The sequence below is a fragment of the Pseudomonas sp. P179 genome, assembly GCF_000478485.2.
Lineage (GTDB): Bacteria > Pseudomonadota > Gammaproteobacteria > Pseudomonadales > Pseudomonadaceae > Pseudomonas > Pseudomonas aeruginosa.
In genome coordinates this window covers 272,417-298,688 of record NZ_KI517354.1, presented here as the reverse complement: position 1 = coordinate 298,688, position 26,272 = coordinate 272,417, and the positions used below count along the sequence as shown (strand labels likewise).

Here is a 26,272-nt window from a genome sequence, read left to right as displayed (position 1 = left end):
TTGTGCCGGAACGGAAGGAGTCGATGGACAAATTGAATGCCCTGGCGATGTTCGTCGCCACTGCCGAAACCGGTAGCTTCAGCCGTGGCGCCGAGCGCCTGGGCAAGACGCCCTCGGCGCTGACCAAGGCCGTCGCCCACCTGGAAGCGGAACTCGGTGCCCGCCTGTTCGAGCGCACTACCCGCAGCCTGGCGCTGACCGAGGCCGGGCAGATCTACCTGGAGGCGGCCCGCCAGTCCCTGGAAACGCTGCGCACGGCGGGGCAGGAGATCGAACTGCTGGAGTCGGAGTTGCGCGGCGAACTGCGCCTCGCCGCGCCGCCGTCGTTCGCCGCGGCGTTCCTCCAGCAGGCCTGCGCCAGCTTCCTCGAGGCGCATCCGCGGATCAGCCTGCGGGTGGACCTCGACGAAACCTTCCTCGATCTCAGCGAAGGCGGCTACGACCTCGGCCTGCGCGACGGCCCCATCGACCTGCCGGGGCTGGTGGCGCGGCCGCTGGCGCCGAACCAGATCGTGCTTTGCGCCAGCCCCGCCTACCTGGCGCGGCAACCCGCGCCGCAAGGCCCGGAGGACTTCGAGCGGCACGCCTGGCTGGTCTTCCAGCACCCTTCGCTGAACCAGAACTTCTGGTGGATGGAGCGCGACGGCGCCCGCCAGCGTATCGACCAGCCGCGCCCGCGACTGGCCAGCGACAACTACGACTTCCTGCTCGCCCACCTGCTGGCCGGGCTGGGCCTGCAGTTCTGCCCGCAGTGGAGCGTCGCGCCGCTGCTCGGTGAAGGGCGGCTGGTGCGCCTGCTCGGCGACTACCACTTCGACCCGGGGCCGTTCGGGCCCTCCATCCATGTCCTCTATCCGGGGCACCGGCGCAACACGCGGAAGGTCCGCGCGTTCCTCGAGCACCTGCGCGCCAGCTTGCAGCGACAGGGGCTGTGCCATCGGCTGTAACGCTTCGGTTACGAGTGGAACGAATTCGTTCCGATTGCCGGAAAAACCTTTGCTGTCAGGCGTTTGCGCTCTGGTTCGGGAAATGTCCGGCGGGTCTGTAACGAAAGCGTTCCATGGCGGCCCTGTCCGGGTTTCCCCCGCGCCCGGCCACGCCCCGTGGCGACAGGGCCGGGGCCGCTTGGCACCCTGCTTGCTACGGGCAGCCGCAGAACAAAGTCCCGTCCCGACCGGGCGACCCGCTGACAATGAGGATCCAGCATGAGCAAGTTGCGCTTTACCACCGACCACGAATGGCTGCGCCAGGACGACGACGGGCTGCTGACCGTCGGCATCACCGCCTACGCCCAGGACGCCCTCGGTGACGTGGTATTCGTGCAGTTGCCGGAACTCGGCGAACACGCCGCCGGCAGTGAAGTGGCGGTGCTGGAGTCGGTCAAGGCCGCCAGCAACATCCTGATGCCGCTGGACGGCGAGGTGGTGGCGATCAACGACGCGCTGCCGGACGCCCCGGAGCTGGTCAACCAGGATCCGCTCGGCGAGGCCTGGTTCTTCCGCTTCCGTCCGGCCGACGCCGGCGCCTGGGAAAAGCTGCTCGACCAGGCCGCCTACGACCGCCTGCTGAACGCCAACGTCGACGCCTGAGGATCCCGTCATGACCGATAACCTGAACCTCGGCGCCATCGACCTGGGCACCGACGACGAATTCATCGCCCGCCATATCGGCCCGCGTGCCGCCGACACCCAGGCCATGCTCCAGCGCCTGGGCTACGACTCGCTGGACGCGCTGATCGGCAACGTGATCCCCGACAGCATCAAGGGCAGCAGCGTGCTCGACCTGCCGGCCGGCATGGGCGAGGCCGAGGCGCTGGCCAGCCTGAAGGCGATCGCCGCGCGCAATCGCGCGTTGCGTTCCTTCATCGGCCAGGGCTACTACAACTGCCACACCCCGGCACCGATCCTGCGCAACCTCCTGGAGAACCCGGCCTGGTACACCGCCTACACGCCGTACCAGCCGGAAATCTCCCAGGGCCGCCTGGAGGCGCTGCTGAACTTCCAGACCCTGGTCAGCGACCTGTCCGGCCTGCCGATCGCCAACGCCTCGATGCTCGACGAGGCGACCGCCGCCGCCGAGGCCATGACCTTCTGCAAGCGTCTGTCGAAGAACCGCACCAGCCAGGCATTCTTCGCCTCCCGCCATTGCCACCCGCAGACCCTCGACGTGCTGCGCACCCGTGCCGAGCCGCTGGGCATCGAGGTGGTGGTCGGCGACGAGAGCGCCATCGAAGACTTCTCCGCCTACTTCGGCGCGTTGCTGCAATACCCCACCTGCGACGGCGAGATCGTCGACTATCGCGAACTGGTCAGCCGCTTCCATGCGGTCGATGCGCTGGTCGCGGTGGCCGCCGACCTGCTGGCGCTGACCCTGCTGACCCCGCCGGGCGAGTTCGGCGCCGACGTAGCCATCGGCAGCGCCCAGCGCTTCGGCGTGCCGCTCGGCTTCGGCGGCCCGCACGCGGCCTATTTCGCCACCCGCGACGCCTTCAAGCGGGACATGCCGGGACGCCTGGTCGGCGTCTCCATCGACCGCCACGGCAAGCCGGCCTACCGCCTGGCCATGCAGACCCGCGAGCAGCACATCCGCCGCGAGAAGGCCACCAGCAACATCTGCACCGCCCAGGTGCTGCTGGCCAACATCGCCAGCATGTTCGCCGTCTACCACGGCCCGCAGGGCCTGCTGCGCATCGCCCGGCGCACCCACCGGCTGACCGCGATCCTCGCCGCCGGCCTGGAGCGCCTGGGCGTGGCCGTCGAGCAGAAGCATTTCTTCGACACCCTGAGCCTGGCCACCGGCGCGCGTACCGCGGCGATCCATGCCAAGGCCCGCGCCGCCGGGATCAACCTGCGCGAGATCGATGCCGGCCGTCTCGGCCTGTCGCTCGACGAGACCGTCCGCCAGGCCGACGTGGAGACCCTCTGGGGCCTGCTGGCCGAAGAGGGCCAGGCGCTCCCGGACTTCGCCGCCCTTGCCGCCAGCAGCGGGGACCGCCTGCCGGTCGAGCTGCTGCGCCAGTCGGCGATCCTCAGCCACCCGATCTTCAACCGCCATCACTCGGAAACCGAGCTGATGCGCTACCTGCGCAAGCTGGCGGACAAGGACCTGGCGCTGGACCGCACGATGATCCCGCTGGGCTCCTGCACCATGAAGCTGAACGCCGCCAGCGAGATGATCCCGGTGACCTGGGCCGAATTCGGCAACCTGCACCCGTTCGCCCCGGCCGAGCAGAGCGAAGGCTACCGCCAGCTCACCGACGAACTGGAGGCGATGCTCTGTTCCGCCACCGGCTACGACGCCGTGTCGTTGCAGCCCAACGCCGGCTCCCAGGGTGAGTACGCCGGCCTGCTGGCGATCCGTGCCTACCACCAGAGCCGCGGCGACAGCCAGCGCGACATCTGTCTGATCCCGTCCTCCGCCCACGGTACCAACCCGGCTACCGCCAGCATGGTCGGCATGCGCGTGGTGGTGGTGGCCTGCGACGCGCGCGGCAACGTCGACGTCGAGGACCTGCGCAACAAGGCCAGCGAGCACAAGGAACGCCTGGCCGCGCTGATGATCACCTATCCGTCCACCCACGGCGTGTTCGAGGAAGCGATCCGCGAGATCTGTGCCATCGTCCACGACTGTGGCGGCCAGGTGTACATCGACGGCGCCAACATGAACGCCATGGTCGGCCTGTGCGCCCCGGGCAAGTTCGGTGGCGACGTTTCCCACCTGAACCTCCACAAGACCTTCTGCATCCCCCACGGCGGCGGCGGCCCGGGCGTCGGCCCGATCGGCGTGCGCGCGCACCTGGCGCCGTTCCTCCCCGGCCACGCTCGCGGCGAGCGCAAGGAAGGCGCGGTGAGCGCGGCGCCGTACGGCAGCGCGAGCATCCTGCCGATCACCTGGATGTACATCCGCATGATGGGCGGCGAAGGCCTCAAGCGCGCCTCGGAAATGGCCATCCTCAATGCCAACTACATCGCCCATCGCCTGGAGGAGCACTACCCGGTGCTCTACGCCGGCGGCAACGGCCTGGTCGCCCACGAATGCATCCTCGACCTGCGTCCGCTCAAGGACAGCAGCGGGATCAGCGTCGACGACGTGGCCAAGCGCCTGATGGACTTCGGCTTCCATGCGCCGACCATGTCCTTCCCGGTGGCCGGCACGCTGATGATCGAGCCCACCGAGAGCGAGTCGAAGGCCGAGCTGGATCGTTTCTGCGACGCGATGATCCGCATCCGCGAGGAAATCCGCGCGGTGGAATGCGGCGAGCTGGACAAGGAAGACAACCCGCTGAAGAACGCGCCGCACACCGCCGCCGAACTGCTCGGCGAATGGAACCACGCCTACAGCCGCGAGCAGGCCGCCTATCCGCTGGCCAGCCTGGTGGAGGCCAAGTACTGGCCGCCGGTGGGCCGCGTCGACAACGTCTACGGCGACCGCAACCTGACCTGCTCCTGCCCGCCCATCGAGGCGTACAGCGAGGAGTGACGGACGAGGAGGGCGCCGCCAGCGGCGGCGTCCTCGCGTTTCCGGCGATACCCCTTTCCCGGCGCCGCGCTTGCGTAGCGGCGCCGCGGCCACGCTCGCGCCAGCGAGCGTCCTGACACCGACACGACAAGAGGCCAGCGCCATGTTCAGCAAGCACGACCAGCTCCAGGGCTACGACGACGAACTGCTCGCCGCGATGGACGCCGAAGACCGGCGGCAGGAAGACCACATCGAACTGATCGCCTCGGAGAACTACGCCAGCAAGCGGGTCATGCAGGCGCAGGGCAGCGGCCTGACCAACAAGTATGCCGAGGGCTATCCGGGCAAGCGCTACTACGGCGGCTGCGAACACGTCGACAAGGTCGAGCGGCTGGCCATCGACCGCGCCAGGCAGCTGTTCGGCGCCGACTATGCCAACGTCCAGCCGCATTCCGGTTCCTCGGCCAACGCCGCGGTGTACCTGGCGCTGCTCAACGCCGGCGACACCATCCTCGGTATGAGCCTGGCCCACGGCGGCCATCTCACCCACGGCGCCAAGGTGTCCTCCTCCGGCAAGCTGTACAACGCCGTGCAGTACGGCCTGGACACCGCTACTGGGCTGATCGACTACGACGAAGTCGAGCGCCTGGCCGTGGAGCATAAGCCGAAGATGATCGTCGCCGGCTTCTCCGCCTACTCCAAGACCCTCGACTTCCCGCGCTTCCGCGCCATCGCCGACAAGGTCGGCGCGCTGCTGTTCGTCGACATGGCCCACGTCGCCGGGCTGGTCGCCGCCGGCCTCTACCCGAACCCGATCCCCTTCGCCGACGTAGTCACCACCACCACCCACAAGACCCTGCGCGGCCCGCGCGGCGGCCTGATCCTGGCGCGCGCCAACGAGGAGATCGAGAAGAAGCTCAACTCCGCGGTATTCCCTGGCGCCCAGGGCGGCCCGCTGATGCACGTGATCGCGGCCAAGGCGGTGTGCTTCAAGGAAGCGCTGGAGCCGGGCTTCAAGGACTACCAGGCGCAGGTGATCCGCAACGCCAAGGCGATGGCCGAGGTGTTCATCGGGCGCGGCTACGACGTGGTTTCCGGTGGCACCGACAACCACCTGATGCTGATCAGCCTGGTGAAGCAGGGGCTGACCGGCAAGGCCGCCGACGCGGCGCTCGGAGCGGCGCACATCACGGTGAACAAGAACGCCGTGCCGAACGATCCGCAGAGCCCGTTCGTCACCTCCGGCATCCGCATCGGCACCCCAGCGGTGACCACTCGCGGTTTCCGCGAGGGCGAGTGCCGAGAACTGGCTGGCTGGATCTGCGACATCCTCGACGATATCGACAATCCCGAGGTCGGCGAACGGGTCAGGGGCCAGGTCGGCGAATTCTGCCGGCACTTCCCGGTCTACGCTGATTGAACAGGAACGCCGCCGTGGTGGCGGCCAATCCGCAAGCGGAGACGAGCATGTCCCTGAGTGTCTTCGATCTGTTCAAGATCGGCATCGGGCCGTCCAGCTCCCACACCGTGGGGCCGATGCGTGCCGCCGCGCGCTTCGCCGAGGGGCTGAGGCGCGAGGGGTTGCTGGAGGCCACTGCCAGCGTCAAGGTCGAGCTGTACGGCTCGCTCGGCGCCACCGGCAAGGGCCACGGCAGCGACAAGGCGGTACTGCTCGGCCTGGAGGGCGAGCAGCCGGACACGGTGGATACCGCCGCGATTCCCGCTCGGCTCGATGCCATCCGTTCCAGCGGCGAGCTGCGCCTGCTCGGCGAGCGGCCGATCCGCTTCGTCGAGAAGGAACACCTGGCGCTGATCCGCAAGCCGCTGGCCTACCATCCCAACGGCATGATCTTCCGTGCCTTCGACGCCGCCGGCCTGCAGGTCCGCAGCCGCGAGTACTACTCGGTGGGCGGCGGTTTCGTGGTCGACGACGAGGCCGCCGGCCTCGACCGCATCGTCGAGGACCGCACGCCGCTGGTGTTCCCCTTCAAGACCGCGCGGCAACTGCTCGACCATTGCGTCCGCGAAGGCCTGTCGATCAGCCAGTTGATGGCCGAGAACGAGAAGGCCTGGCGCCCCGCCGAGGAAACCCGCGCCGGCCTGCTGCGTATCTGGCAGGTGATGCAGGATTGCGTCGAGGCCGGCTGCCGCAACGAGGGCATCATGCCCGGCGGACTGAAGGTCAGGCGCCGCGCGGCGGCGCTCCACCGCCAGTTGTGCCAGCGGCCGGAGGCCGGCCTGCGCGATGCTCTCAGCGTGCTCGACTGGGTCAACCTCTACGCCCTGGCGGTGAACGAGGAGAACGCCAGCGGCGGCCGCGTGGTGACCGCGCCGACCAACGGCGCGGCGGGGATCATTCCGGCGGTTCTGCATTACTACGCGCGCTTCATCCCCGGGGCCGACGACGACGGCGTGGTGCGCTTCCTGCTCACCGCGGCGGCGATCGGCATCCTCTACAAGGAAAACGCCTCGATCTCCGGCGCCGAGGTCGGTTGCCAGGGCGAGGTCGGCGTGGCCTGCTCGATGGCTGCCGGGGCGCTCTGCGAAGTGCTCGGCGGTAGCGTGCAGCAGGTCGAGAACGCCGCCGAAATCGGCATGGAGCACAACCTCGGGCTGACCTGCGACCCGGTCGGCGGGCTGGTCCAGGTGCCCTGCATCGAACGCAACGCGATGGCTTCGGTGAAGGCGATCAACGCCGCGCGCATGGCCCTGCGCGGCGACGGCCAGCACTTCATTTCCCTCGACAAGGTCATCCGCACCATGCGCCAGACCGGCGCCGACATGAAAAGCAAATACAAGGAAACCGCGCGCGGCGGCCTCGCCGTGAACATCATCGAATGCTGAACCGCGCCGCTGCGCCGGCGCTTCCTTTTTTCTTTCCCGACAATCGATCGCGGCTCTCCGGCAGAAAGGAGGCCGGGATGCCATGGAGTGAAACATGACCGCAGAAACCCTCGCCAAGACGCCCCTGCACGCCCTGCACCTGGAACTGGGGGCGAAGATGGTGCCCTTCGCCGGCTACGACATGCCGGTGCAGTACCCGGCCGGGGTGCTCAAGGAGCACCTGCACACCCGCGAGCAGGCCGGTCTGTTCGACGTCTCGCACATGGGCCAGATTCGCCTGGTGGGCGCCGATGCGGCGCTGGCCCTGGAAAGCCTGGTGCCGGTGGACATCCTCGACCTGCCGGTGGGCCAGCAGCGCTACGCGTTGTTCACCGACGAGCAGGGCGGGATCCTCGACGACCTGATGGTGGCCAACCTCGGCGATTGCCTGCTGCTGGTGGTCAACGCCGCCTGCAAGCATCAGGACCTGGCGCACCTGCGTCGTCACCTGGAGGGCCGTTGCAGCGTCGAGCCGCTGTTCGAGGAGCGCGCCTTGCTCGCCCTCCAGGGGCCGGCGGCGGTGCGGGTGCTGGAGCGCCTGGCGCCGCAGGTGGCGCAGATGACCTTCATGCAGTTCGCCCGCGTCGAGCTGCTCGGCCAGGACTGCTACGTCAGCCGCTCCGGCTATACCGGTGAAGACGGCTACGAGATCTCCGTGCCCGCCGCCCATGCCGAGGCCCTGGCGCGGCGCCTGCTGGCCGAGCCGGAAGTGGCGCCGATCGGCCTCGGCGCGCGCGACTCGCTGCGCCTGGAAGCCGGCCTGTGCCTCTACGGCCACGACATGGACAGCGCCACCACGCCGGTCGAAGCCAGCCTCGGCTGGGCCATTTCCAAGGCGCGCCGCGCCGACGGCGTGCGCGCCGGCGGCTTCCCCGGCGCCGAGCGGATCTTTGCCCAGCAGGCGCAGGGCGTTGCCAGCAAGCGCGTCGGTTTCCTGCCGCAGGGGCGGATGCCGGTGCGCGAGGGCGCCGAGATCGTCGATGCCCAGGGGCGGGCGATCGGCAAGGTCAGCAGCGGCGGTTTCGGTCCGAGTCTCAACGCGCCGCTGGCCATGGGCTACGTGCCGAGCGAGCTGGCCGGCCTGGGCAGCGAGGTGACGGCGATGGTGCGCGGCAAGCCGGTGACCCTGGTGGTCAGCAAGATGCCCTTCGTGGCGCAGCGCTACTACCGCGGTTGAGCACTGGCCCTCTCTCGCCTCGGCGGGAGAGGGCGGCGACCGGCCTCACGGGTGTTTCGGCCGCTGCCGTTGCAGGCCCAGCTTCTTGGCCCGGTGGAATACCGCTGCGCGGGTCTTGCCGGTCTGCTGCGCGCACCATAGCGAGCCGCGCTGCTGGTAGTGCTGGCGCAACAGATCTTCCTCGGACTTACTCCAGATCGCATTGTTGCGGTCGCGCCCGCTGTGCGGGGAAAGCTCCTCGGCCTTGCTGGCGACACTCTGGTAGCTGCGGCCGAGCATGTAGGCGCACCAGGCCAGGCTGCGCTTGCTGCCATGGCGGCGGATGAACTCGACTTCTTCGCTGGACCAGGCGGCCGGTGCCTTCGGCGGCGCCTTGCGGTCCAGCGAGCGGGCGAGGGCGGCGCGGGCGCGCGCCACCGCCTGGTCGCCGGGATTGTTGCGGCGGGTCACGCCGAGGGCGCGGCGCCAGCGCCCCACCAGGCTCGGACTGAAACCCCACCAGAACTGCACCGACTCGGCGCATTCGGTACGTACCGCGCGCAGCAGGTCGCCGCAGAGAATCGGCGAAGGGCGGCCGCTGCGCTTGCGCGTCGGCCAGCGGAACAGGCCGTCGGTGAAGCCGCCGACCTCCACGGCGCCTTCCAGCTCGTCGACCAGCCAGTCGCCGGGGATCACCAGTGGGCTGGTGTAGGGCGCGCCGAGCAGCAGGTGGTTGATGGTAGCGACAGAGGTAGGGGTGTCTGCAGTCATGGGACGATCCTTGCTGATACCGGGCCAGCTGGGCTGGCCATATCCCTGAGAGCGGCGTCGCTGCGGCATGGCGGGCGACGGCGCGTTCGCTTCCCGTGGTTCGGGCGGTCTTCCGGCGGAGGGCGACTGCCTGTCGCGCCTCCTTGGGAACGGGCTGGAAGCCATGCTCATGGGCGGGCTCCACGATAGATGTGCCAGGCCAGCCGGCCGGGACGGGCGGCGATCGCCGCATCCACCTCGATGCGCGGCAGGTCCAGCGGGTCGCAACGGGTATCCACCAGGCCATTGCGCGCGCCGAAGGCGAAGCGGTAGCCAAGCCGACCGAGGGCGGCGCGCAGGCCGGGTTGCGCGGCGGGTGTGGTGCGAGCTTGGCAGAACACCGGCAGGGGGGCGGCGCAATGCTGCTGGAGCTGGCGGTGGGCGCGGCCGAGACAGTCCTCGGCGCAAAGGCCTGCCGATGGGTGCGGCTCCTGTCCGCGCAGGCCGAAGCGAAGCAGGCCGCTGTTTTCCAGGCGGCGGACCCGCTCCCAGTCGCCAGCGCTGTACGGTGCGGGAACCGGGCAGGCCGCGTGCAAGGCCTGCTGCGAGGCCGGGTCGAGGCGTTCCAGCTTGCGCAGGAGGAGGTCGAGGTTGCGGCTGCGACGCTGGTCGTCGCCGGTGCGTTCGAACACCGCCATGAGTGCCGCGCCGCTGTAACCCTCCAGCAGTTCCAGCAAGGGTCCGGCGGCAGTCGCATCGGCCTGCCAGAGCGTCTCGGCCACCGCTTCGCGCCAACTGCGCGGGTCACCGCCGATGAAGGCGCTCGCCGGCATTTCGTAGCGTTCCAGCAGCGGATAGACCTGCTCGGCCAGTTCCGCAGGGTTGCCGTCGACGCTCAGGGCGATCCGCAGGCAGGCTGGAGCGGGGCCTTCGAACAGGTGTTCCAGGGGCACGCAGAGGAAGTGCCGCTGTAGCCATAGCAACAGGGTTTCCAGGTCCTGACGATCGAGGCAGTGGCCTTGCCGGTGCGGCAGGGTCGCGCGCCGGCGATCCGCGACTACCGGTCCCAGGCGCAGCACGATACCGTTCTGGCGCAGCCGGCGCTGGCCTACGGAGGAGTTCAGGAACGTCATCCCGATCAGGCTTCGCATGGCTTCCCCCGGCTCATCGACGATCCGTCACCGGCGATCGTTCCCTGCGCGCGGCAGGGCTTTCGCCAGCCTGTCCGGAGGCTGTGCCATGGACTCCGGCCCCGGCAGTCGATTCGGTCATGGGCGAGCCTCCTGGGGTAATCCGCACAAACGTTTGCTGCGACCACGCAATGCGTGGCTCGAACCGGGGCTTGCGAGGCCCCGGCGGTTGTTCGATAAGGACTGCATGGCACCGGATAACGCTACAAAGGATCGATATGATTCTTTTTTGACGCTATCACAGTCGATGGTCGGATTATTGACGCTCTGCCGCTGTTATAAAACCGTCAGGCTATGCGAAAAGGCCTGCCGGCTACGCGTCGAGGCCCGGAATGGCGTGCCTTTGCGGGGGAGATGAGGGCTCCGGTAGGCCTATGCGGATTGGTTATAAGAAATCCGATTTGAATGAGAATTGCCGACGAATGGTCGTTTGCACGGATGTCCGGTGGTTTTTCCCGGCTGCTTAGAACCTTTCGATTGGTTAGGTGTTGCCCAGGGTGCTGCACACAGACTCTCGTCTTCCAGTCAAGAGCCTTGGGATGCAGACTGTTTTTCAAATCATGACAACTTCTTAACGCGCATTGTTATAAAGTTGCGGGCGTTTGCGCCGGCCTGGCCGGTACCTTCGAGTTTTGCCTGGAGTGAAGATGAGAGTCGACCTGGACGCCGAGGGCGTCGCCGCCGAATCGCTGCCGCGTTTCCAGCAGGCGCCCCGGCAGTTGCGCCAGCTGTGGCGATGGGCAGCGGCCAGCGTCGCCTTGGCCGCCGCCTGCGCCGTGCTGGGGTTCTTCATCGGCCTGTTCGCCGCCGACTCGCTCTGGCCGCCGCTGCTGTACAACCTCGGCGCGGCCTGGCTGGTCCTGTTCGCCGGTCTGCACGCGGCCTACCGGGTCGCGGCCTGGCGTTGCGTGGTCCTCGGCGCGGAGGCCAGCGCGCGGCCTGCCTGGCTGCGCTGGCAGCGGGACGAACCCGACGCCACCGCCGACAGCGCCTATGAACGGCTGCTGGAGCGCCTGGGCCAGGCCATCGCCCACGGCCTGGCCCAGCTCGGGCACGCTGCGCTGTGGCTGGCGGCGAGCGCGGCGCTGGCGTTGTGCCTGGTAGCCGCCGGCTGGCGTCTCGACCTGCCGCCGGCCAGTTCCGGGCAAGCGGCCGACCTCGCCATCGGTATCTGCCTGCTGCTGGCCTTCGCGGTGCTGGTGCTGGAACGTCGCTTCGCCAGCCAAGGGCCGGCGCAGTGGCCGGAAGCCCCGGTCCTCGGGCAACTGGCGCGGGCGTTGATCGGTACCCTGGTGCTGGCCGCCCTCTGTCTGTTCCTGGCTCGCCAGGGACACCCCTGGGCCCCGCGCCTGGCGGTACTGCTCGGCCTGTTGCCGGCGGCGCTGGCGCTGGAGTTGCTGGGCAGGGCGATCCTGGCGATGTTCGCGCCGCAGCGTGCCGGCCTCGAACCGCGCCTGGTCGCCACCAGCCTGCTGGCCGACCTGTTGCGCTGGCCGCCGCGTCCCCTGCAGCGTCTGCAGCATGAGTTGCACCAGCGCTTCGGCATCGACCTGCGCCAGGTCTGGGCCTTCGGTTTCATGCGGCGGGCGTTCCTGCCGGTGCTGGCGGTGGTGTTGCTGAGCGGCTGGCTGCTCAGCGGCGTACGCGAGATCGGCATGGATGCACGGGGTGTCTACGAGCGCTTCGGCAAGCCGGTCGCGGTGCTCGGCCCCGGCCTGCACCTGGGGCTGCCCTGGCCGCTGGGGCGGGTGTTGGCGGTGGAGAACGGGGTGGTCCACGAGTTGGCCACCAGCGTCGCCGCCGGCGACGGCGGAGCCGAGCCGCTCGCGCCCGCCGAAGGTCCGGCCCCGGATAGCGCCAACCGCTTGTGGGACGCCTCCCACGTCAGCGAGAAATCGCAGGTCATCGCCAGCCTGGCCGACCATCGGCAGAGCTTCCAGATCGTCAACATGGACGTGCGCATCGTCTACCGCATCGCTCTCGACGACGCATCGGCGCTGGCGGCGACCTACCGCAGCGCCGACGTGCCGACGCTGGTGCGCAGCACCGCCAGCCGCGTACTGGTGCATGCCTTCGCCTCGCGGACCCTCGATGAGGTCCTCGGCGAGCAGCGTGCGGGCCTGGCCGAGCAGATCGGCCAGGCCGTGCAGGCCGATCTCGACCGCCTCGGCAGCGGCGTCGAGGTACTGGGCGCGGCGGTCGAGGCGATCCATCCGCCGGCCGGTGCGGCGAATGCCTACCACGCGGTGCAGGCCGCGCAGATCACCGCCCAGGCGCTGATCGCCCGCGAGCGCGGGCAGGCCGCCGCGCAACGCAACGAGGCGCAACTACAGGCCAGCGTGGCGCACGACCGGGCCAGCGCGCAGGCCCGCGAGACCCTGGCCGCCGCGCAGGCCGCCGACCGGCGCTTCGCCGCCGAGCGGGAAGGCTATGCCGACGCCGGCCAGGCTTTCCTGCTGGAGGCCTACTACCGCCAACTCGGACGCGGCCTGGGCAAGGCCAACCTGCTGCTCATCGACCACCGCATCGCCGGCGCCGGCGCGCCGACCATCGACCTGCGCAGCTTCGGCCTCGGCCGCCTGGATTCCCCGTCTTCGTCCCGTCCGTCCGCCGCTCCGGCGTCCGCGGCCGGGCAATCCGCACCATGAGGAGAGCGCTCTTGAGCCTCGGTCACTCCCACTCGCACAGCCACCACGAGCATCATCACGATCACGATCACGATCACGATCACGATCACGATCACGATCACGGCCATGGCGCACAGGCCGCGTCGCCCTGGCGCCGGCTGCTGGTCGCCGCGCTGCTGGTGCTGTTCGCCGTCGCCGCCGCTTGCCTGGTGCAGGTACGTTCCGGCGAGGCGATGGTCATCACCCGTTTCGGCAACCCGGCGCGGGTCCTGCTCGAACCGGGCCTGGCCTGGCGCCTGCCGTTGCCGTTCGAGAGCGCGATCCCGGTCGACCTGCGCCTGCGCACCACCTCCAGCGGCCTGCAGGACGTCGGCACCCGCGATGGCCTGCGGATCATCGTCCAGGCCTACGTGGCCTGGCAGGTCCAGGGCGACGCCGACAACGTGCAGCGCTTCATGCGCGCGGTGCGCAACCAGCCGGACGAGGCTGCCCGGCAGTTGCGCACCTTCGTCGGCTCGGCGCTGGAAACCACCGCCAGCGCCTATGACCTGGCCGACCTGGTGAATACCGAGGCGTCGCGGGTGCGTATCGGCGACTTCGAAGCGCGCCTGCGCGAACAGATCGACCATCAGTTGCTGGCGACCTACGGGGTCAAGGTGGTGCAGGTCGGCATCGAGCGCCTGACCCTGCCCAAGGTGACCCTCGGCGCCACCGTCGACCGCATGCGCGCCGAGCGCGAGACCATCGCCACCGAGCGTACCGCCGAGGGCCGTCGCCAGGCCGCGGAGATCCGTTCGGCGGCGGAGCGCGACGCCCGGGTGATCCAGGCCGAGGCTTCGGTGAAAGCCGCGGAGATCGAGGCCCAGGCACGGGTCGAGGCGGCGCGCATCTACGGCAAGGCCTACGCCGGTTCGCCGCAGCTATACAACCTGCTGCGCTCGCTGGACACCCTCGGCACCATCGTCAACGGCGATACCCGGCTGGTCTTGCGCACCGATGCCGCACCGTTCCGCGTGCTGGTCGACGGGCCGCCGGCGCTCCCCGCCGAAGCGCCGGCCAACGGGCGCCGGCCATGAGCGGCGAAGCGCACGAGGGGCTGCGCAGCCCCTGGCTGCAGGCCGGACGCCTGGCGTTCCTCGCACTGTTCGGCGTGACCCTCCTGGCGGCGCTGGCCTGGGCGTTTTCCAACGTCCGCCAGATCGGCCCGGAGAACCGCGCCGTAGTGCTGCGCCTGGGCGCGCTGGAGCGCCTGGCCGGTCCCGGCCTGCTGCTGGCCTGGCCGCAGCCGCTGGAGCAGGTGGTGCTGCTGCCGTCCGCCGAACAGGTGATCGAACGCCGCGTCGAGGGCCTGCTGCGTTCCGAGCAGGCGCGTCGCGCCGATCTCGACGTCAGCCTGTCCAGCGACGCGCTGGCCGGCTCCGGCTACCTGCTGACCGGCGACGCCGGGGTGGTGCAACTGGACGTGCGGGTGTTCTACAAGGTCGACGACCCGTACGCCTACGTCCTCCAGGGCGCCCACGTGCTGCCGGCGCTGGACCGGCTGGTGGCGCGCAACGCCGTGCAGGTCTGCGCCGCGCGCGACCTGGACACCATCCTGGTGGCGCGCCCGGAGTTGCTCGGCAACGACAGCGCGGTCGCCGAGCGCCGCGAACGCCTGCGCGGCGACCTGGTGCAGGGCATCAACCACAGCCTGGCGGCGTTGGCCGCGGCCGGCAGCGGGCTGGGCATCCAGGTGGTGCGGGTCGACGTGCAGTCGAGCCTGCCGCGCAATGCGGTAAGCGCCTTCAACGCGGTGCTGACCGCCAGCCAACTGGCCGAGCAGAACGTCGCCAAGGCGCGCACCGAGGCGGAGAAACTCACCCAGGCCGCCACCGAGGGGGCCGACCGCACCCTGCAGCTCGCCCGCGCCGAGGCCGGCGAACGGCTGGCCCAGGCGCGCCGCGACACCGCCAGCATCGTTGGCCTGGCCCCGGCGCTGGGCGCGACCGATGCCGGCCTGCTCTGGCGCCTGTACCGCGAACGGGTGCCGGCGATCCTCGGCAAGGCCGGTTCGGTCGGCAGCGTCGATCCGCGCGACGATGGCCGCCTGATTCTGCAAGGTGGGCAGCCATGAGCCGCTGCCCGACGGTGCCCTTCGCGGGCTGTGAAACAATGGACGGACAAGCGAACGTGAAACGGCTACCCTGCGTCGGCATCAACCTTCGGTACGCGCTTCCGCCAGCGGAACGCGGCGCCGAGTCGAACAACCAGGCGAACGGGACGGGCAATGACGGCAGGCGGTATTCCATTCACGGGCAACGGTGCGCGGCTATCACCCGGCAGGGCCCTGCTGTGCGGGCTGGCGCTGTTGCTGTGCGGCGGCGAGGCGCTGGCGCGGCAGTTGCCGAGCGACATGCTGGTGGGCTTCGTGGCCAGCGCGCAGTACCCGGTCATCACCCTGAAGAAGCCCAAGCAGAGCCTGCTGCGCAGCGTGCTCACCCTGGGGCTGGGGAAGAAGACCGTCAGCTATTCGGTGGCGCCGTCGGTGCGCATCCGCACGGCGCAGAACCTGTTCATCGTCTATGGCCGCATGCCCCAGCTCAAGGGCAGTTTCGTCGGCCTGAAGAGCGACAACAACGGGCAAGTCAAGCAGATCTGGGAGCTCACCGAGAAGGAAGCCCTGGACTACGTACGCCGGCCGGACGCGCGCTTCCCGCAATAGCCGCCGCGGCTCGCCCCGGGAGGTGCGCATGAGCGAGCCGACCGCCCACGGCAGCCATGGCGGCTGCGCGCACCACCATCATCACCTGCCGTTCGGCGGCGGCCTGCTCAGCCGCGACGAGCAGCGCCGCGCCGCGCGCCAGCTGAGCCTGGCGATGCTCGCCCTCGGCCTGTTGCTGCTCGGCCTGGCCTGGCGCTGGCTGGCGGCGGACCAGGCCGGGGTCAGCCAGATCCTGCTCGGCGTCGCGTCGCTGCTGGTGGCGCTTCCGGTGGCCCGCTCGGCCTGGGACAGCCTGCGGCATCCGAGCCTGCACGGCGTCACCGACCAGTTGATCGCGCTGGCCATGCTCGGCGCCTGGGCCAGCGGCGACCTGCTGACCGCCGCGCTGCTGCCGATCATCATGATCTTCGGCCATGTACTGGAGGAGCGCAGCGTGATCGGCTCCCAGGAGGCCATCGCCGCCCTCGGCGAGCTGACCCGCAGCCATGCCCGGCGGATCGAGGCCGACGGCAGCCTGAGCGAGGTGGACAACGCCAGCCTGCGAGCGGGCGACCAGGTGGAAGTGCGCGCCGGCGACCGGGTTCCGGCCGACGGGCGGGTCCTGCAGGGCCAGGCCAGTCTCGACACCGCGCCGATCACCGGCGAGTCGGTGCCGCTCGAGGTGGCGCCGGGGATGGAGGTCTACGGCGGCGCGATCAACCTCGACGGCCTGCTGCGCATCGAGATAACCCGTACCGGCGAGGCCTCGACCCTGGGCAAGGTGATCGGCCTGATGCAACAGGCCGAGCGCGCCAAGCCGCCGATCACCCGCCTGCTGGAGCGCTACGCCGGGCAGTACATGTTGCTGGTGTTGCTGATCGCCGCGGTCACCTGGTTCGTCACCAACGATGCCCAGGCCATGCTCGCCGTGCTGGTCGCCGCCTGTCCCTGCGCCCTGGTGCTGTCCGCCCCGGCCACGGCTATCGCCGGGATCGCCGTGGCCGCCCGCCACGGTATCCTGATCCGCAGCTCGGCCTTCCTCGAGGAGCTGGCGGACCTGACTTCGCTGGTGGTCGACAAGACCGGCACCCTGACCCATGGCAGCCTGCGCCTGCAGGCGCTGCGCCTGGCCGATGCCGCCGAGGAGGCGTCGGTGCTGCGCCTGGCCGCCAGCCTCGGTGCCGCCAGCAGCCATCCGGTGAGCCGAGCGCTGGCAGCCCTGGCGGCGCACGATGCCTATCATCCATTGAGCGATATTCGCGAACGCCAGGGGTTCGGCGTGGTCGCACGAACAGCGGCGGGCGAAGCCGCCCTCGGCCGGCCCGAACTGTTCCAGCAACTGGGCATCGACGCCAGCGAGGTGCCGGAGCATGAGGGACCGATCGCCGGAATCGCCCTGGACGGGCGCTTCCTCGGCTGGCTGCTGCTGGCCGACAGCGTACGCGCGGAGGCCGCCGAGGCCCTGGCCGATCTGCGCGAACTGGGTCTGGGCCGGCAACTGTTGCTGACCGGCGATCGCCGGGCGGTGGCCGACGCCGTGGCCAAGCAGGTGGGGATTCGCCAACTGGTGGCGCAGGCGTTGCCGGAGGACAAGCTGCGCCAGGTCGGCGCGGAGATCGGCAGCGGTTTCCGGCCGATGGTGGTCGGCGACGGCATCAACGATTCGCTGGCGCTGAAGGCCGGTGTGGTCGGGGTGGCAATGGGCGCCGGCGGCGCCGACATCGCCCTGGCCTCGGCGGATATCGTGCTGATCGGCAGCGACCTGCGCCGCCTCGGCACCTGCGTGCGGCTCAGCCGGCAATGCCGGCGGACCCTGCAGGTCAACGTGGCGATCGGCCTCGGCTGGACCCTGGCGATCGTCGCCGCGGCAGCCTTCGGCCTGCTCGGCGCGGCCGGGGCGATGGTCGCGGCGCTGCTGCACAACCTCAGCACCTTGCTGGTGCTGGGCAATGCCGGACGCCTGCTGCGTTTCGAGGAGCCCCTCGGGCAGCCCCGGCCGGCCGTGGAGGGACGCGAAGAGGAGGGTACACCGTGAGGCAGGCGCAAACGCGACGCAACGGCTGGCGCTGGCTGGCCCTGGCGGTCGGCACGCTGTCCGCGCTGAGCCTGGCCGAGGCGTCGATGGCGCGCTGGCCGGCGGGCTGGCAGGTCAGCGACCTGCCCGCCGCGCAGCCCGGCCAGGCCGGCGCCGGCCAGCGCCAGCGCGCGGTCAAGTTGCAGGCAGACGGCTCCCAGGCACTGGTGATGGAGGTAACGCGGATGCCCCTGCAGAGCGGGCAGGCAGTGAACCTGGAGAAAGTCCTCGGGCACATGCGCAAGCTGGTGCAGATCGAGTTCCTGCGCAACGGCCTGCAGACCGCCTGCACCTCGCCGCAGCCGTCCACCACCGGCGGGCTGGCGGCGCTGGAGACCACCTGCACCATTCGCCAGCGCGGCGCCGTGGTGATGAAGCAGACCTTGCTCGCCGCGGCCGGCAAGACCTCGGCCTATTCGCTGTCCTATGCCGGCCTGGCCGAGGCCTACGACGCCAGCCAGGCAGAAATCCGTGCGGTGCGGGAAAGCCTGCGCTTCGAATGAGCGAAATCGGACGCGGTCGGGGCGGGGGCTGGAGTGTCGGCGGATAACGCCTGCGGCGCTATTCGCCCTACGGAGGGTTGCATTGGGGTAGGGCGGATAACCGCTTGCGGTTATCCGCCTTGCGTCTGTCGCGGATCATTTCTTCCCGGCGTTCTGCAGGATCTGCAGGGCCTGGGTGGTGGCGGTGATGCAGCCCTTGGTGTCGCCGCTGGCCTGGTCCTGCCTGGCCTTGGCCTGGAGTTCCTTGACCTCGGTGACCCGCGCACCGGTGACCGAGGTCTTGCCGCGCACGGCGAGGATATCGTCCAGCTTCTGCAGGTTGGCGCCGCACAGGTCGGTGCTTTCGGCGGCTTGGGCGGTGCCGCCGAGCAGGGCGGCGGCGATGAGCAGGGTACGCACGATCATGGCAGTTCTCCTTTGTGGGCCGGGTGGCCGGACGGGGGAGAGACGACAGGCTCCTGGGAGTCTTCTCCGCATGCCCAGTATCTGACCGGAGCCTCGCCGGAATGGTTCGGTCGCTCAGCCGTTGCCCCAGGGCGGGATCGACAGCGCCTGCTGGAGATGCTGGATGAACGCCTTGACCTTCGGCGACATCGCCGCCGCCCGCGAATACATCGCGTAGATCACGTCGTCGAGTGGGCGCAGGCCGGGCGCGGCGTCCACCAGGCGGCCGTTCTTGAGGTCCTCGGCGACGATGAACAGCGGCAGCAACGCCAGTCCCTGGCCGCGCAGGGCGGCGTCGCGCATGGCCTGGCCGTTGTTGCTGCTGAAGCGTCCGCGTGGCGAGACGGCACGGGGCTTGGCGCCGGGGAACGCCGGTTCGAAGGTCCAGACCTGGCTCGGCGTGGCGTTGTTGTAGCCCAGGCACTCGTGCTGCATCAGTTGTTCGAGGGTGTCCAGCGTGCCGTGGCGTTCCGCGTAGTCGGGGCTGCAGCAGACCACCCGCTGGCTGTTGGCCAGCGGCCGGGCGATCAGCGAACTGTCGTCCAGGCGGGTGACGCGGATGCTCAGGTCGTAGCCTTCCTTCTCGAAGTCGGTGAGGCGGTCGTCCATCTGCAGGACGATCTCCAGGCGCGGGTGCTGGCTCATGAAGTCGGCGATGATCGGCGACAGCCAGAGGGTGCCGAAGCTCATCGGGGTGACGATGCGCAATTCGCCGCACAGGTCGTTCTCGCGCAGGGCGACGATCTCCGCGGCGTTGTTGAGTTCCTGCAGCGAGGCCTTGGCGGCCTTGTAGAAGAAATGCCCGGCCTCGGTCGGCTCGACGTTGCGCGTGGTGCGATAGAGCAGGCGGACGCCGAGGCGTCGTTCGAGATCGCTGACACGCTTGCTGATCACCGACTTGGACAGGCTCATGCGCTCGGCCGCCGACGTCACGCTGTTGAGTTCGGCGACGTTGAGGAAGGCTTCGATATCGTCGAAACGCAGGCTCATCGGTGGGCCCACGATACAGTGGCAATCGCTCGACGCATTCTCGGCTCCTCCTGGTCGTTTTCCTTGGGCTTTCTATCCGCTTGATTCGCAAGCTAAATCGATCCAGCCTTGAGCAAGCTTACCCAATCGAAAGGCGCCGCAGCGTTCGTTCTCAGCGAAAACGGTTTTCGCCTGGACGCGCTACCGGGAAGGCCGTCGGGGCTTTTACCCTGTAGCCGCGACTCGTCGCTCCGTGGCCGACCGCACCTGCCCGCCCCCGTAGGCGGCCACGGATTTCCTTGCGCCTTCTAGACTGGAAGCGAACCCGCCGCATGAACCCCGAACGAGAAACCAGCATGTCGAGTCGCTTCATCGCCGCCTGGTCCGCGGCCAACCGTTGCCTGGAGGTGCGGGGCCGGGCATGGAAGGGCTGAAATTCTACGCCCGCTTGCTCTGGCGGCCGCCGCGGGAAACCCTGCTGTTCGCCCTGCGCACCGTCGCCGCCGGGCTGCTGACCCTGTACCTGGCCTTCCTCTTCGACCTGGAGCAGCCGAAGTGGGCGCTGATGACCGTGGTCATCGTCAGCCAGCCGCTGGCCGGGATGGCTCTCAAGCGCAGTTTCGCCCAGGTCCTCGGTACCTTCGCTGGCGCCGTGGTGGCGGTGCTGATCATGGCGCTGTTCGCCCAGCAACCGTTGCCGTTCTTCGTCGCCCTGGGACTCTGGCTGGCGCTCTGCACCGCCGGCGGCACCTTGCTGCGCTACACCGACTCGCACGCCTTCGTGCTCAGCGGCTTCACCGCGGTGATCGTCGCCGTGCTGTCGATTCCCGATCCGGAAAACACCTTCATGCTCGCCGTGGTGCGGGTCACCGAGACCCTGCTGGGCGTCGCCTGCGTGGCCCTGGTCAGCCTGCTCAGCGCGCGACCGCAGGCGGTGGCGAAGGGCTACTTCGCCCAGGTCGACGGCCTGATCCGCAGTACCGCGCGGCACGCCGCGGCGGTGATCCGCGGCGACGAGGGCGACGAGTCGTTCAACCAGCGGCAGATGCAACTGGTCGCCAGCATCACCGCGCTGGACGGCCTGCGCCGGCACCTCTATTTCGACGCGCCGAACCTGCGCCGCGCCGATGGCCTGGTGCAGTTGCTGGGTAACCTGCTGGTGCTGATGGCCTCGCGGCTGTTGCTGCTGCGCCAGCATCGCCTGCTGGTGCGGGCGCACTGGGTCGGGCCGTTGCCGGCGGATATCCAGGCGCTGCTGGATCGTGCGCTGCGGGTGCTGGACGCGCTGGCCGAGCAGGGGCGGGCGGTACCCTCCGAGGTGCTGGAGGAGTTCCAGGCGGTGCGCCAGGCCTTCGATGCCGCGGCGACGCGCGCGGAGTCCTACGACGAGGCGCTGAGCCCGGCGCTGCGCCCGCAGGTGGCGATCCTGCGCTGGGAATACGCGCGGCTGTTCCAGCGCCTGGGCGAAGTGCTCGAACTCAACGATGCGATCCAGTCCGGCCGCCAGGCCAGCAGTTTCTACCGCCGTGGCCAGGCGCAGGCGCTGCACCTGGACTGGGCACTGGCCTCGATGAACGCCGTGCGCGCTTTCGTTGCCTTATCCTGCGCCGCCTGGCTGTGGATCACCAGCGCCTGGAACGGCGCCCTCAGCAGCCTGCTGCTGGTCGGCGTGATGTGCTCGCTGATGGCGACCTTCCCGCGTCCGCTGCTGGCGGCGCAGAACTTCCTGCGCGGGCTGCTGCTGGCGATCCTGATCTCGGCGGCGCTGCTGTTCGTGCTGTTGCCGGCATCCGCCGACTTCGAGTGGCTGGCGCTGTGGATGGCGTTGCTGCTGTACGTGGTCGCGGTCGGCCTGAGCAGCCCGCTGAGCGCCGGGATCGCCATGGGCATCGGCCTGGAGACCCTGCTGATGGTGGCGCCGCAGAATATCGCGGTCTACTACAGCAACGCTTCGCAGTGGTTCGAGTTCGTCGGCGGCTTCCTCGCCGCGGCGGTCCTCGCCGTGCTGGTGTTCGCCCTGGTCTATCCGTTCCGCGCCGACCCGCGCCTGCGCCGGCTGCTCTACCTGTCGCGCCAGGACGTCGCGGAAATGTCGCGCTGCGAGGCCAGCGAGGCGCAGCGCTTCGCCTTCGAGACGCGGATGATCGATCGCCTGGCGGTGATGGTCGGCCTGCTGCCGGCGAGCCAGGAGCCGGCTGCGGCGGAACGTTTCCAGTGCGCCCTGGGCTGCGTGGTGATGGGCGTGGCGTTGAACCGCCTGCGCGAGCCGCTGCATGACGCCGGGGTGGTGCCGCTGGAGTTGCAGCCGCTGCTGGGCGAGGCGCTGCGCGAGGTCGCCGCCTACATAGCCGGCGGCGCGGACGCCCCGCGGCAGGACCTCGCCCTGGCCGCCCTGCGGCGTTTCGGGCGGGGCCTGGAGGCCTTGCTGGCGCAGCCGTCGAAGGACCTCGGGGCGACGCGGCAGCGCTTCATCATGAATGTCGCGGTACTGATCCTGCAGCAGTCGCTGCAACGCTATCGGACGCTGCTGGAGGAGGACCGCGGCGCACCGGCGGTCGTCGAAGAACCAGAAGAGGAGGGCGGACATGCCCGCTGATGTCGAGGTCGGGGGCGCCTACCTGCCGCCGATCGCCCAGGCGCTGCTGCTGGCCTGGCTGATCCTGCTGCTGCTCAACCCGCTGTTGCGGCGCTTCGGCGTGTTGCAGCGGGTCTGGCACGAAGCGCTGTTCCAGGGCGCGTTGTACTGCGCGATCTGCGCCGGTCTGATCCTGTGGATGGGAGAGATGTCCCGATGAACCTGTTGCAAGGCAAATGGCCGCGCCTGGCCACCCTGCTGGCGGTGCTGGTGGCGGCGGCGCTGGTGTTCCTCGCCTGGGAACGCTACACCCGCACGCCCTGGACCCGTGACGCGCGGGTCCGCGCCGATGTGGTGACGCTGTCGGCGGACGTTTCCGGGCTGATCACCCGGTTGCCGCTGAGCGACAACCAGCCCGTGGAGAAGGGCGAGCTGCTGCTCAGCATCGATCCGGCGCGCTATGAACTGGCGGTGCTGCGCGCCGAGCGCGCGGTGAACGTGGCGCGGGCGGCGCTGGGCGAGTCGCGCGCGGCGATCGAGGCCAGCCAGGCCCAGTTGCGCCAGCGCCGCAGCGAGGCGCAACGGCGCTCGGCATTGCAGAAGCGCTCGATGCTATCGGTGGAAGAGAACGAAAAGGCCCAGACCGACGTCAGCCTGGCCCAGGCCGAGTTGCTGAGGAACCAGGCCAGCCTCGGCCTGGCCCAGGCCAACGTGGAGCTTGCCGAAGCCGCCTTGCAGCAGGCCCGTCTCGACCTCGAACGTACCCAGGTGCGCGCCCCGGTCAGCGGCTACGTGACCAACCTGCAGACCCGCGAGGGCGACTACGCCCACGCCGGGGTGCCATTGCTGGCGCTGGTGGACCGCGATTCGTTCTATGTCAGCGGATACTTCGAGGAGACCAAGTTGCCGGGCATCCACGTCGGCAGCCGGGCGCGGGTGGAACTGATGAGCGGCGAGCGCTTCGACGGGCGCGTGCAGAGCATCGCCCATGCCATCACCGACCGGGAGAATGCCGAGGGCTCGCGCCTGCTGGCGAACATCAACCCGAGCTATACCTGGGTCAAGCTGGCCCAGCGAATTCCGGTGCGCATCGCCATCGATCCCGCCTATCGCCAGCGCAACACCTTGCGCGCCGGCGTGACCGCGACCATCCGGGTGCTGCCCGCGGAGGACACCGCGAAAGTCGATTCCGCGGCGCCCGGGACTGCCTTGCGGCCTTGAGTCAGGCCGAACCGGTCAGTCTGTGCCGGTCATGGCTCAGGGTTGTTCGCGGACGATTTCCGCCAGGTGCAGGATCAATCGCTCGTCAGCCTGGTTGCCGCTCTGCTGGCGGAATTGCCTGGCCTCCTCGCGGGCGCGCTGGAAGGCCGCATCGACGCTGGCCTGGCCATGGCTGTCGCGAATCCACAGGTAGAGGCCCATGACCAGGCTCTGCAGGGTGGCCAGGTCGCTGCTCTGGGCATTCAGCGCATCGATGAGTTGCTGTTTGGAAAACGCTTGCATGGTCGATCTCCGATCAATGGCGCCGCAAGGGCGCGGTTCGCCCCGGCGGTCGCCGGGGTGCGCGGAGCATGTGGAAAGTGCGGAGAGGCTGGCCAGCTTAGGCCAAGTCATTCAAATGATTAGGGAATTTTCTGACTTTCAGTGACCTTTCGACTGTTTTCGACGGCGGGCGATCGCTACGTTTTCATCGAACCGTCACCAAACCGTCATGAAGACGCGCCTAGCATTCGCGGTATTTCGGCATGACGTGGAGAGCAGCGCATGGACTCCTATGGCGATACCTCGGGCCGCATCGGTCGCGACTGGCTCGATCGACACGACGAAGAGCTGGAGCAGGAACTGCTCGACGACGAGCTGAACCTGGACGAGCTGTTCGGTCCCGAGCAGGAGGATGCGCCCGGCGAATTGAGTCGGCGCCGCTATTTCCGCGAACTGTTCCGCCTGCAACGGGAACTGGTGAAACTGCAGAACTGGGTGGTGCACACCGGGCACAAGGTGGTGATTCTCTTCGAGGGACGCGACGCGGCGGGCAAGGGCGGCGTGATCAAGCGCATCACCCAGCGCCTCAACCCTCGGGTCTGCCGGGTCGCCGCGCTGCCCGCGCCGAACGACCGCGAGCAGACCCAGTGGTATTTCCAGCGCTACGTCTCGCACCTGCCGGCCGGTGGCGAGATCGTCCTGTTCGACCGCAGCTGGTACAACCGTGCCGGGGTCGAGCGGGTCATGGGTTTCTGCAACGACGAACAATACGAGGAATTCTTCCGCAGCGTGCCGGAGTTCGAAAAGATGCTGGCGCGCTCGGGCATCCAGTTGCTCAAGTACTGGTTCTCCATCTCCGACGCCGAGCAGCACCTGCGTTTCCTCAGCCGTATCCACGATCCGCTCAAGCAGTGGAAGCTCAGTCCGATGGACCTGGAGTCGCGGCGGCGCTGGGAGGCCTACACCAAGGCCAAGGAAACCATGCTCGAACGCACCCACATCCCCGAGGCGCCCTGGTGGGTGGTACAGGCCGACGACAAGAAGCGCGCGCGGCTGAACTGCATCCACCACCTGTTGCAGCAGATGCCCTACCGGGAAGTTCCGCAGCCGCCGGTACACCTGCCGGAGCGCCTGCGCCACGCCGATTACGTCAGGCATCCGACGCCCGGTGAGATCATCGTGCCGGAAGTCTATTGATGGCCGTTCGGCCGGACGCCGGGCTGGACGGGTAAATTCGCGGCGGGATGCGACGTTACTCAGGCAAGCCCCACGAGTAGCCGGCCATGCTTCCGTCCCCAGCCTCCAGCCTGTCGTTTCCGTCGCCCCTCGAGCGCCGCGAGGCCGATCCATATGCCCGCTGCGACAGGCAACGGCCTGCGTGCAACGAGTCGCACGAGCCGGCGCAGGAGCGTCCTGAACCTGTCGCGACCTGCGCATTCATCGAGGAGGAGCGCCGGCGTGGCGATCCCACGGGCTTGCTTTACGCCCTTGGGCCGCGGGAGCGGGGAGAGCCGGAGCGGGTGGCGGAGTGGTTGGCGGCGCTGGTCCACCATTTCTACCTGGACGGTCCCGTTGAGCCGCCGAGGACAACGCTGGGAAAGGAGCGCTGCGAAACCGCGCCGGGCCTTTGCCGCTGCTGCGGCCAACCCTTCGATTTTCGCCACAAGCGCGCGGCGCTGTTGCTGCTGGGAACCCATTTCGCCGCCAGGGCCGAGGCGCAGGCGGCGTCGGTGCGCCGCTACCGGCGCTGAGGAATGCTCGCCGCCGTCAGCGGCGGGCGCTGAGATGGGTGACGTTGTCGCCCTGGCGCTCGGCGGTGACCTTGCGGCAGTGCACCAGGGCGTCGCGGATCATGAAGTTGACCAGGGTCGGCGAGACGCCCAGTTCCTTGGCGATGTCCTTCTGTGGCACGCCGTGCAGGCGGTACATCTCGAAGGCGTAGCGGGTGCGCTTGGGCAGCTCGGTGAGGGCATCCGCGATGTGTTCGAGGGTCGCGTAGTTGATGTGCGAGGTTTCCGGCGAGGCGCCCTGGATCACCACGTTCAGGCCTTCTTCCTCCGGCCCCGAGTATTTCTGTTCGAGCGCCTGCTTGCGGTAGTGATCGATGGCCAGGTTGCGGACGATCTGGAACAGGTAGCTGAGCTGTGCCTTGAACGACGAAGTGATCTGCGGCGCCGACTGGAGCCTGAAGAACGCATCCTGGACCACATCTTCGGCTCGCGAGCGGCAACCGGTAATGCGGGCGGCGATCTTCACCAGGATCGTACGGTTATCGACGAATGCCTGGAGGAGCGGGGTATCGCATCTGCGGGTAGACAGTTGTTCCGACATGGAAATCACCTTGCTGCGGAGGGGGCTGCAGAGCACTGGCGGTGGGGTAAGACCCACACATGGCGCAACAAATTATGTTGAATGATAATGATTGTCAATTACGAAGAAATAACCAATCTCACCTTTATTCGTGAATGGTCCGCATGCTGG

At 69.0% G+C, this 26,272-nt stretch carries 23 protein-coding genes; 17 read left to right on the top strand and 6 right to left on the bottom strand.

What is annotated here, in order from left to right; all coding sequences use genetic code 11:
- The first annotated feature begins 23 nt into the window (after nt 1-23).
- The 6 genes from HMPREF1224_RS14100 to gcvT all read left to right on the top strand — a co-directional run bounded on the left by HMPREF1224_RS14100 (nt 24) and on the right by gcvT (nt 8,518).
- Nucleotides 24-947: a LysR family transcriptional regulator gene (locus HMPREF1224_RS14100; RefSeq protein WP_003089722.1), complete on the top strand. Its 924-nt coding sequence runs from the start codon at nt 24-26 to the stop codon at nt 945-947.
- Between the two features lie 258 nt (nt 948-1,205).
- Nucleotides 1,206-1,589, top strand: coding sequence for a glycine cleavage system protein GcvH (gene gcvH / locus HMPREF1224_RS14095; protein ID WP_010793044.1), 384 nt, complete (start codon nt 1,206-1,208; stop codon nt 1,587-1,589).
- Nucleotides 1,590-1,599: 10 nt separating this feature from the next.
- A complete protein-coding gene (gene gcvP / locus HMPREF1224_RS14090) occupies nt 1,600-4,479 on the top strand; it encodes an aminomethyl-transferring glycine dehydrogenase (RefSeq protein WP_010793043.1) in 2,880 nt (959 codons plus the stop codon).
- Between the two features lie 142 nt (nt 4,480-4,621).
- Complete coding sequence (gene glyA / locus HMPREF1224_RS14085) at nt 4,622-5,878, top strand: serine hydroxymethyltransferase (protein ID WP_003162506.1); 1,257 nt, start codon at nt 4,622-4,624, stop codon at nt 5,876-5,878.
- Between the two features lie 47 nt (nt 5,879-5,925).
- Nucleotides 5,926-7,302, top strand: a complete 1,377-nt coding sequence (locus HMPREF1224_RS14080) for an L-serine ammonia-lyase (RefSeq protein WP_003139205.1) — start codon at nt 5,926-5,928, stop codon at nt 7,300-7,302.
- A gap of 94 nt (nt 7,303-7,396) precedes the next feature.
- Entirely contained in the window at nt 7,397-8,518 is a 1,122-nt protein-coding gene (gcvT, locus tag HMPREF1224_RS14075) for a glycine cleavage system aminomethyltransferase GcvT (protein WP_003106757.1), read from the top strand.
- A gap of 45 nt (nt 8,519-8,563) precedes the next feature.
- Here the strand turns inward: gcvT and HMPREF1224_RS14070 are convergent, their stop codons facing one another.
- Together HMPREF1224_RS14070 and HMPREF1224_RS14065 are read right to left on the bottom strand one after the other, a co-directional pair.
- Nucleotides 8,564-9,439 (bottom strand): hypothetical protein, encoded by an 876-nt coding sequence (locus HMPREF1224_RS14070; RefSeq protein WP_003119384.1) that lies wholly within the window; start codon nt 9,437-9,439, stop codon nt 8,564-8,566.
- Nucleotides 9,436-10,398, bottom strand: a complete 963-nt coding sequence (locus HMPREF1224_RS14065; protein ID WP_003122378.1) for a polysaccharide deacetylase family protein — start codon at nt 10,396-10,398, stop codon at nt 9,436-9,438. The genes HMPREF1224_RS14070 and HMPREF1224_RS14065 overlap by 4 nt, the downstream gene beginning before the upstream one ends.
- 686 nt (nt 10,399-11,084) lie before the next feature.
- On the opposite strand from HMPREF1224_RS14065, the gene hflK reads away from it, so the two are divergent.
- The 6 genes from hflK (at nt 11,085) to HMPREF1224_RS14035 (ending at nt 18,321) form a co-directional block, all read left to right on the top strand.
- The gene (gene hflK, locus HMPREF1224_RS14060) at nt 11,085-13,085 is read left to right on the top strand and encodes a protease modulator HflK (RefSeq protein WP_010793042.1); all 2,001 of its coding nucleotides are present in this window, start codon (nt 11,085-11,087) and stop codon (nt 13,083-13,085) included.
- Nucleotides 13,086-13,096: 11 nt separating this feature from the next.
- Nucleotides 13,097-14,140: a protease modulator HflC gene (gene hflC, locus HMPREF1224_RS14055; RefSeq protein WP_010793041.1), complete on the top strand. Its 1,044-nt coding sequence runs from the start codon at nt 13,097-13,099 to the stop codon at nt 14,138-14,140.
- Complete coding sequence (locus HMPREF1224_RS14050; RefSeq protein WP_010793040.1) at nt 14,137-15,177, top strand: SPFH domain-containing protein; 1,041 nt, start codon at nt 14,137-14,139, stop codon at nt 15,175-15,177. The genes hflC and HMPREF1224_RS14050 overlap by 4 nt, the downstream gene beginning before the upstream one ends.
- Before the next feature lie 153 nt (nt 15,178-15,330).
- Complete coding sequence (locus HMPREF1224_RS14045) at nt 15,331-15,765, top strand: hypothetical protein (RefSeq protein ID WP_003089693.1); 435 nt, start codon at nt 15,331-15,333, stop codon at nt 15,763-15,765.
- A gap of 28 nt (nt 15,766-15,793) precedes the next feature.
- Nucleotides 15,794-17,779: a cation-translocating P-type ATPase gene (locus tag HMPREF1224_RS14040; RefSeq protein ID WP_003102964.1), complete on the top strand. Its 1,986-nt coding sequence runs from the start codon at nt 15,794-15,796 to the stop codon at nt 17,777-17,779.
- Nucleotides 17,776-18,321, top strand: a complete 546-nt coding sequence (locus HMPREF1224_RS14035) for a DUF4946 domain-containing protein (RefSeq protein WP_003102966.1) — start codon at nt 17,776-17,778, stop codon at nt 18,319-18,321. The genes HMPREF1224_RS14040 and HMPREF1224_RS14035 overlap by 4 nt, the downstream gene beginning before the upstream one ends.
- A gap of 135 nt (nt 18,322-18,456) precedes the next feature.
- Here the strand turns inward: HMPREF1224_RS14035 and HMPREF1224_RS14030 are convergent, their stop codons facing one another.
- Together HMPREF1224_RS14030 and HMPREF1224_RS14025 are read right to left on the bottom strand one after the other, a co-directional pair.
- The gene (locus HMPREF1224_RS14030; RefSeq protein WP_003089681.1) at nt 18,457-18,726 is read right to left on the bottom strand and encodes a hypothetical protein; all 270 of its coding nucleotides are present in this window, start codon (nt 18,724-18,726) and stop codon (nt 18,457-18,459) included.
- Between the two features lie 114 nt (nt 18,727-18,840).
- The gene (locus HMPREF1224_RS14025) at nt 18,841-19,755 is read right to left on the bottom strand and encodes a LysR family transcriptional regulator (RefSeq protein ID WP_003089677.1); all 915 of its coding nucleotides are present in this window, start codon (nt 19,753-19,755) and stop codon (nt 18,841-18,843) included.
- Nucleotides 19,756-20,155: 400 nt separating this feature from the next.
- Between HMPREF1224_RS14025 and HMPREF1224_RS14020 the strand changes: the two genes are divergently transcribed.
- From HMPREF1224_RS14020 to HMPREF1224_RS14010, 3 genes are read left to right on the top strand one after another with little or no spacing between them, the layout of a single operon-like run.
- Nucleotides 20,156-22,330, top strand: coding sequence for an FUSC family protein (locus tag HMPREF1224_RS14020; RefSeq protein WP_003160355.1), 2,175 nt, complete (start codon nt 20,156-20,158; stop codon nt 22,328-22,330).
- The gene (locus tag HMPREF1224_RS14015; RefSeq protein WP_003116901.1) at nt 22,320-22,529 is read left to right on the top strand and encodes a DUF1656 domain-containing protein; all 210 of its coding nucleotides are present in this window, start codon (nt 22,320-22,322) and stop codon (nt 22,527-22,529) included. Before HMPREF1224_RS14020 ends, HMPREF1224_RS14015 begins: the two co-directional genes overlap by 11 nt.
- A complete protein-coding gene (locus HMPREF1224_RS14010) occupies nt 22,526-23,530 on the top strand; it encodes an HlyD family secretion protein (RefSeq protein WP_003113071.1) in 1,005 nt (334 codons plus the stop codon). The genes HMPREF1224_RS14015 and HMPREF1224_RS14010 overlap by 4 nt, the downstream gene beginning before the upstream one ends.
- A 36-nt stretch (nt 23,531-23,566) precedes the next feature.
- Here the strand turns inward: HMPREF1224_RS14010 and HMPREF1224_RS14005 are convergent, their stop codons facing one another.
- Nucleotides 23,567-23,812, bottom strand: a complete 246-nt coding sequence (locus tag HMPREF1224_RS14005) for a hypothetical protein (RefSeq protein WP_003113070.1) — start codon at nt 23,810-23,812, stop codon at nt 23,567-23,569.
- 261 nt (nt 23,813-24,073) lie between these two features.
- Between HMPREF1224_RS14005 and ppk2 the strand changes: the two genes are divergently transcribed.
- Both ppk2 and HMPREF1224_RS13995 read left to right on the top strand, forming a co-directional pair.
- Nucleotides 24,074-24,988, top strand: coding sequence for a polyphosphate kinase 2 (ppk2, locus tag HMPREF1224_RS14000; protein WP_003089666.1), 915 nt, complete (start codon nt 24,074-24,076; stop codon nt 24,986-24,988).
- Between the two features lie 86 nt (nt 24,989-25,074).
- Nucleotides 25,075-25,542 (top strand): hypothetical protein, encoded by a 468-nt coding sequence (locus HMPREF1224_RS13995; protein ID WP_003113069.1) that lies wholly within the window; start codon nt 25,075-25,077, stop codon nt 25,540-25,542.
- Nucleotides 25,543-25,558: 16 nt separating this feature from the next.
- Here HMPREF1224_RS13995 and pvdS read toward each other — a convergent pair whose 3' ends face one another.
- Nucleotides 25,559-26,122 carry a pyoverdine signaling pathway sigma factor PvdS gene (gene pvdS / locus HMPREF1224_RS13990; RefSeq protein WP_003113068.1) on the bottom strand — a complete coding sequence of 188 codons (564 nt, stop codon included), beginning with the start codon at nt 26,120-26,122 and terminating at the stop codon, nt 25,559-25,561.
- Nucleotides 26,123-26,272 lie beyond the last annotated feature (150 nt).

Excerpts from the sequence above, each read along its gene's own strand:
- HMPREF1224_RS14100 (WP_003089722.1), top strand. The coding sequence starts at position 24 with ATGGACAAATTGAATGCCCTGGCGATGTTCGTCGCCACTGCCGAAACC.
- gcvH (WP_010793044.1), top strand. The coding sequence starts at position 1,206 with ATGAGCAAGTTGCGCTTTACCACCGACCACGAATGGCTGCGCCAGGAC.
- gcvP (WP_010793043.1), top strand. The coding sequence starts at position 1,600 with ATGACCGATAACCTGAACCTCGGCGCCATCGACCTGGGCACCGACGAC.
- glyA (WP_003162506.1), top strand. The coding sequence starts at position 4,622 with ATGTTCAGCAAGCACGACCAGCTCCAGGGCTACGACGACGAACTGCTC.
- HMPREF1224_RS14080 (WP_003139205.1), top strand. The coding sequence starts at position 5,926 with ATGTCCCTGAGTGTCTTCGATCTGTTCAAGATCGGCATCGGGCCGTCC.
- gcvT (WP_003106757.1), top strand. The coding sequence starts at position 7,397 with ATGACCGCAGAAACCCTCGCCAAGACGCCCCTGCACGCCCTGCACCTG.
- HMPREF1224_RS14070 (WP_003119384.1), bottom strand. The coding sequence starts at position 9,439 with ATGAGCATGGCTTCCAGCCCGTTCCCAAGGAGGCGCGACAGGCAGTCG.
- HMPREF1224_RS14065 (WP_003122378.1), bottom strand. The coding sequence starts at position 10,398 with ATGCGAAGCCTGATCGGGATGACGTTCCTGAACTCCTCCGTAGGCCAG.
- hflK (WP_010793042.1), top strand. The coding sequence starts at position 11,085 with ATGAGAGTCGACCTGGACGCCGAGGGCGTCGCCGCCGAATCGCTGCCG.
- HMPREF1224_RS14050 (WP_010793040.1), top strand. The coding sequence starts at position 14,137 with ATGAGCGGCGAAGCGCACGAGGGGCTGCGCAGCCCCTGGCTGCAGGCC.
- HMPREF1224_RS14045 (WP_003089693.1), top strand. The coding sequence starts at position 15,331 with ATGACGGCAGGCGGTATTCCATTCACGGGCAACGGTGCGCGGCTATCA.
- HMPREF1224_RS14040 (WP_003102964.1), top strand. The coding sequence starts at position 15,794 with ATGAGCGAGCCGACCGCCCACGGCAGCCATGGCGGCTGCGCGCACCAC.
- HMPREF1224_RS14030 (WP_003089681.1), bottom strand. The coding sequence starts at position 18,726 with ATGATCGTGCGTACCCTGCTCATCGCCGCCGCCCTGCTCGGCGGCACC.
- HMPREF1224_RS14025 (WP_003089677.1), bottom strand. The coding sequence starts at position 19,755 with ATGAGCCTGCGTTTCGACGATATCGAAGCCTTCCTCAACGTCGCCGAA.
- HMPREF1224_RS14020 (WP_003160355.1), top strand. The coding sequence starts at position 20,156 with ATGGAAGGGCTGAAATTCTACGCCCGCTTGCTCTGGCGGCCGCCGCGG.
- HMPREF1224_RS14015 (WP_003116901.1), top strand. The coding sequence starts at position 22,320 with ATGCCCGCTGATGTCGAGGTCGGGGGCGCCTACCTGCCGCCGATCGCC.
- HMPREF1224_RS14010 (WP_003113071.1), top strand. The coding sequence starts at position 22,526 with ATGAACCTGTTGCAAGGCAAATGGCCGCGCCTGGCCACCCTGCTGGCG.
- HMPREF1224_RS14005 (WP_003113070.1), bottom strand. The coding sequence starts at position 23,812 with ATGCAAGCGTTTTCCAAACAGCAACTCATCGATGCGCTGAATGCCCAG.
- ppk2 (WP_003089666.1), top strand. The coding sequence starts at position 24,074 with ATGGACTCCTATGGCGATACCTCGGGCCGCATCGGTCGCGACTGGCTC.
- HMPREF1224_RS13995 (WP_003113069.1), top strand. The coding sequence starts at position 25,075 with ATGCTTCCGTCCCCAGCCTCCAGCCTGTCGTTTCCGTCGCCCCTCGAG.
- pvdS (WP_003113068.1), bottom strand. The coding sequence starts at position 26,122 with ATGTCGGAACAACTGTCTACCCGCAGATGCGATACCCCGCTCCTCCAG.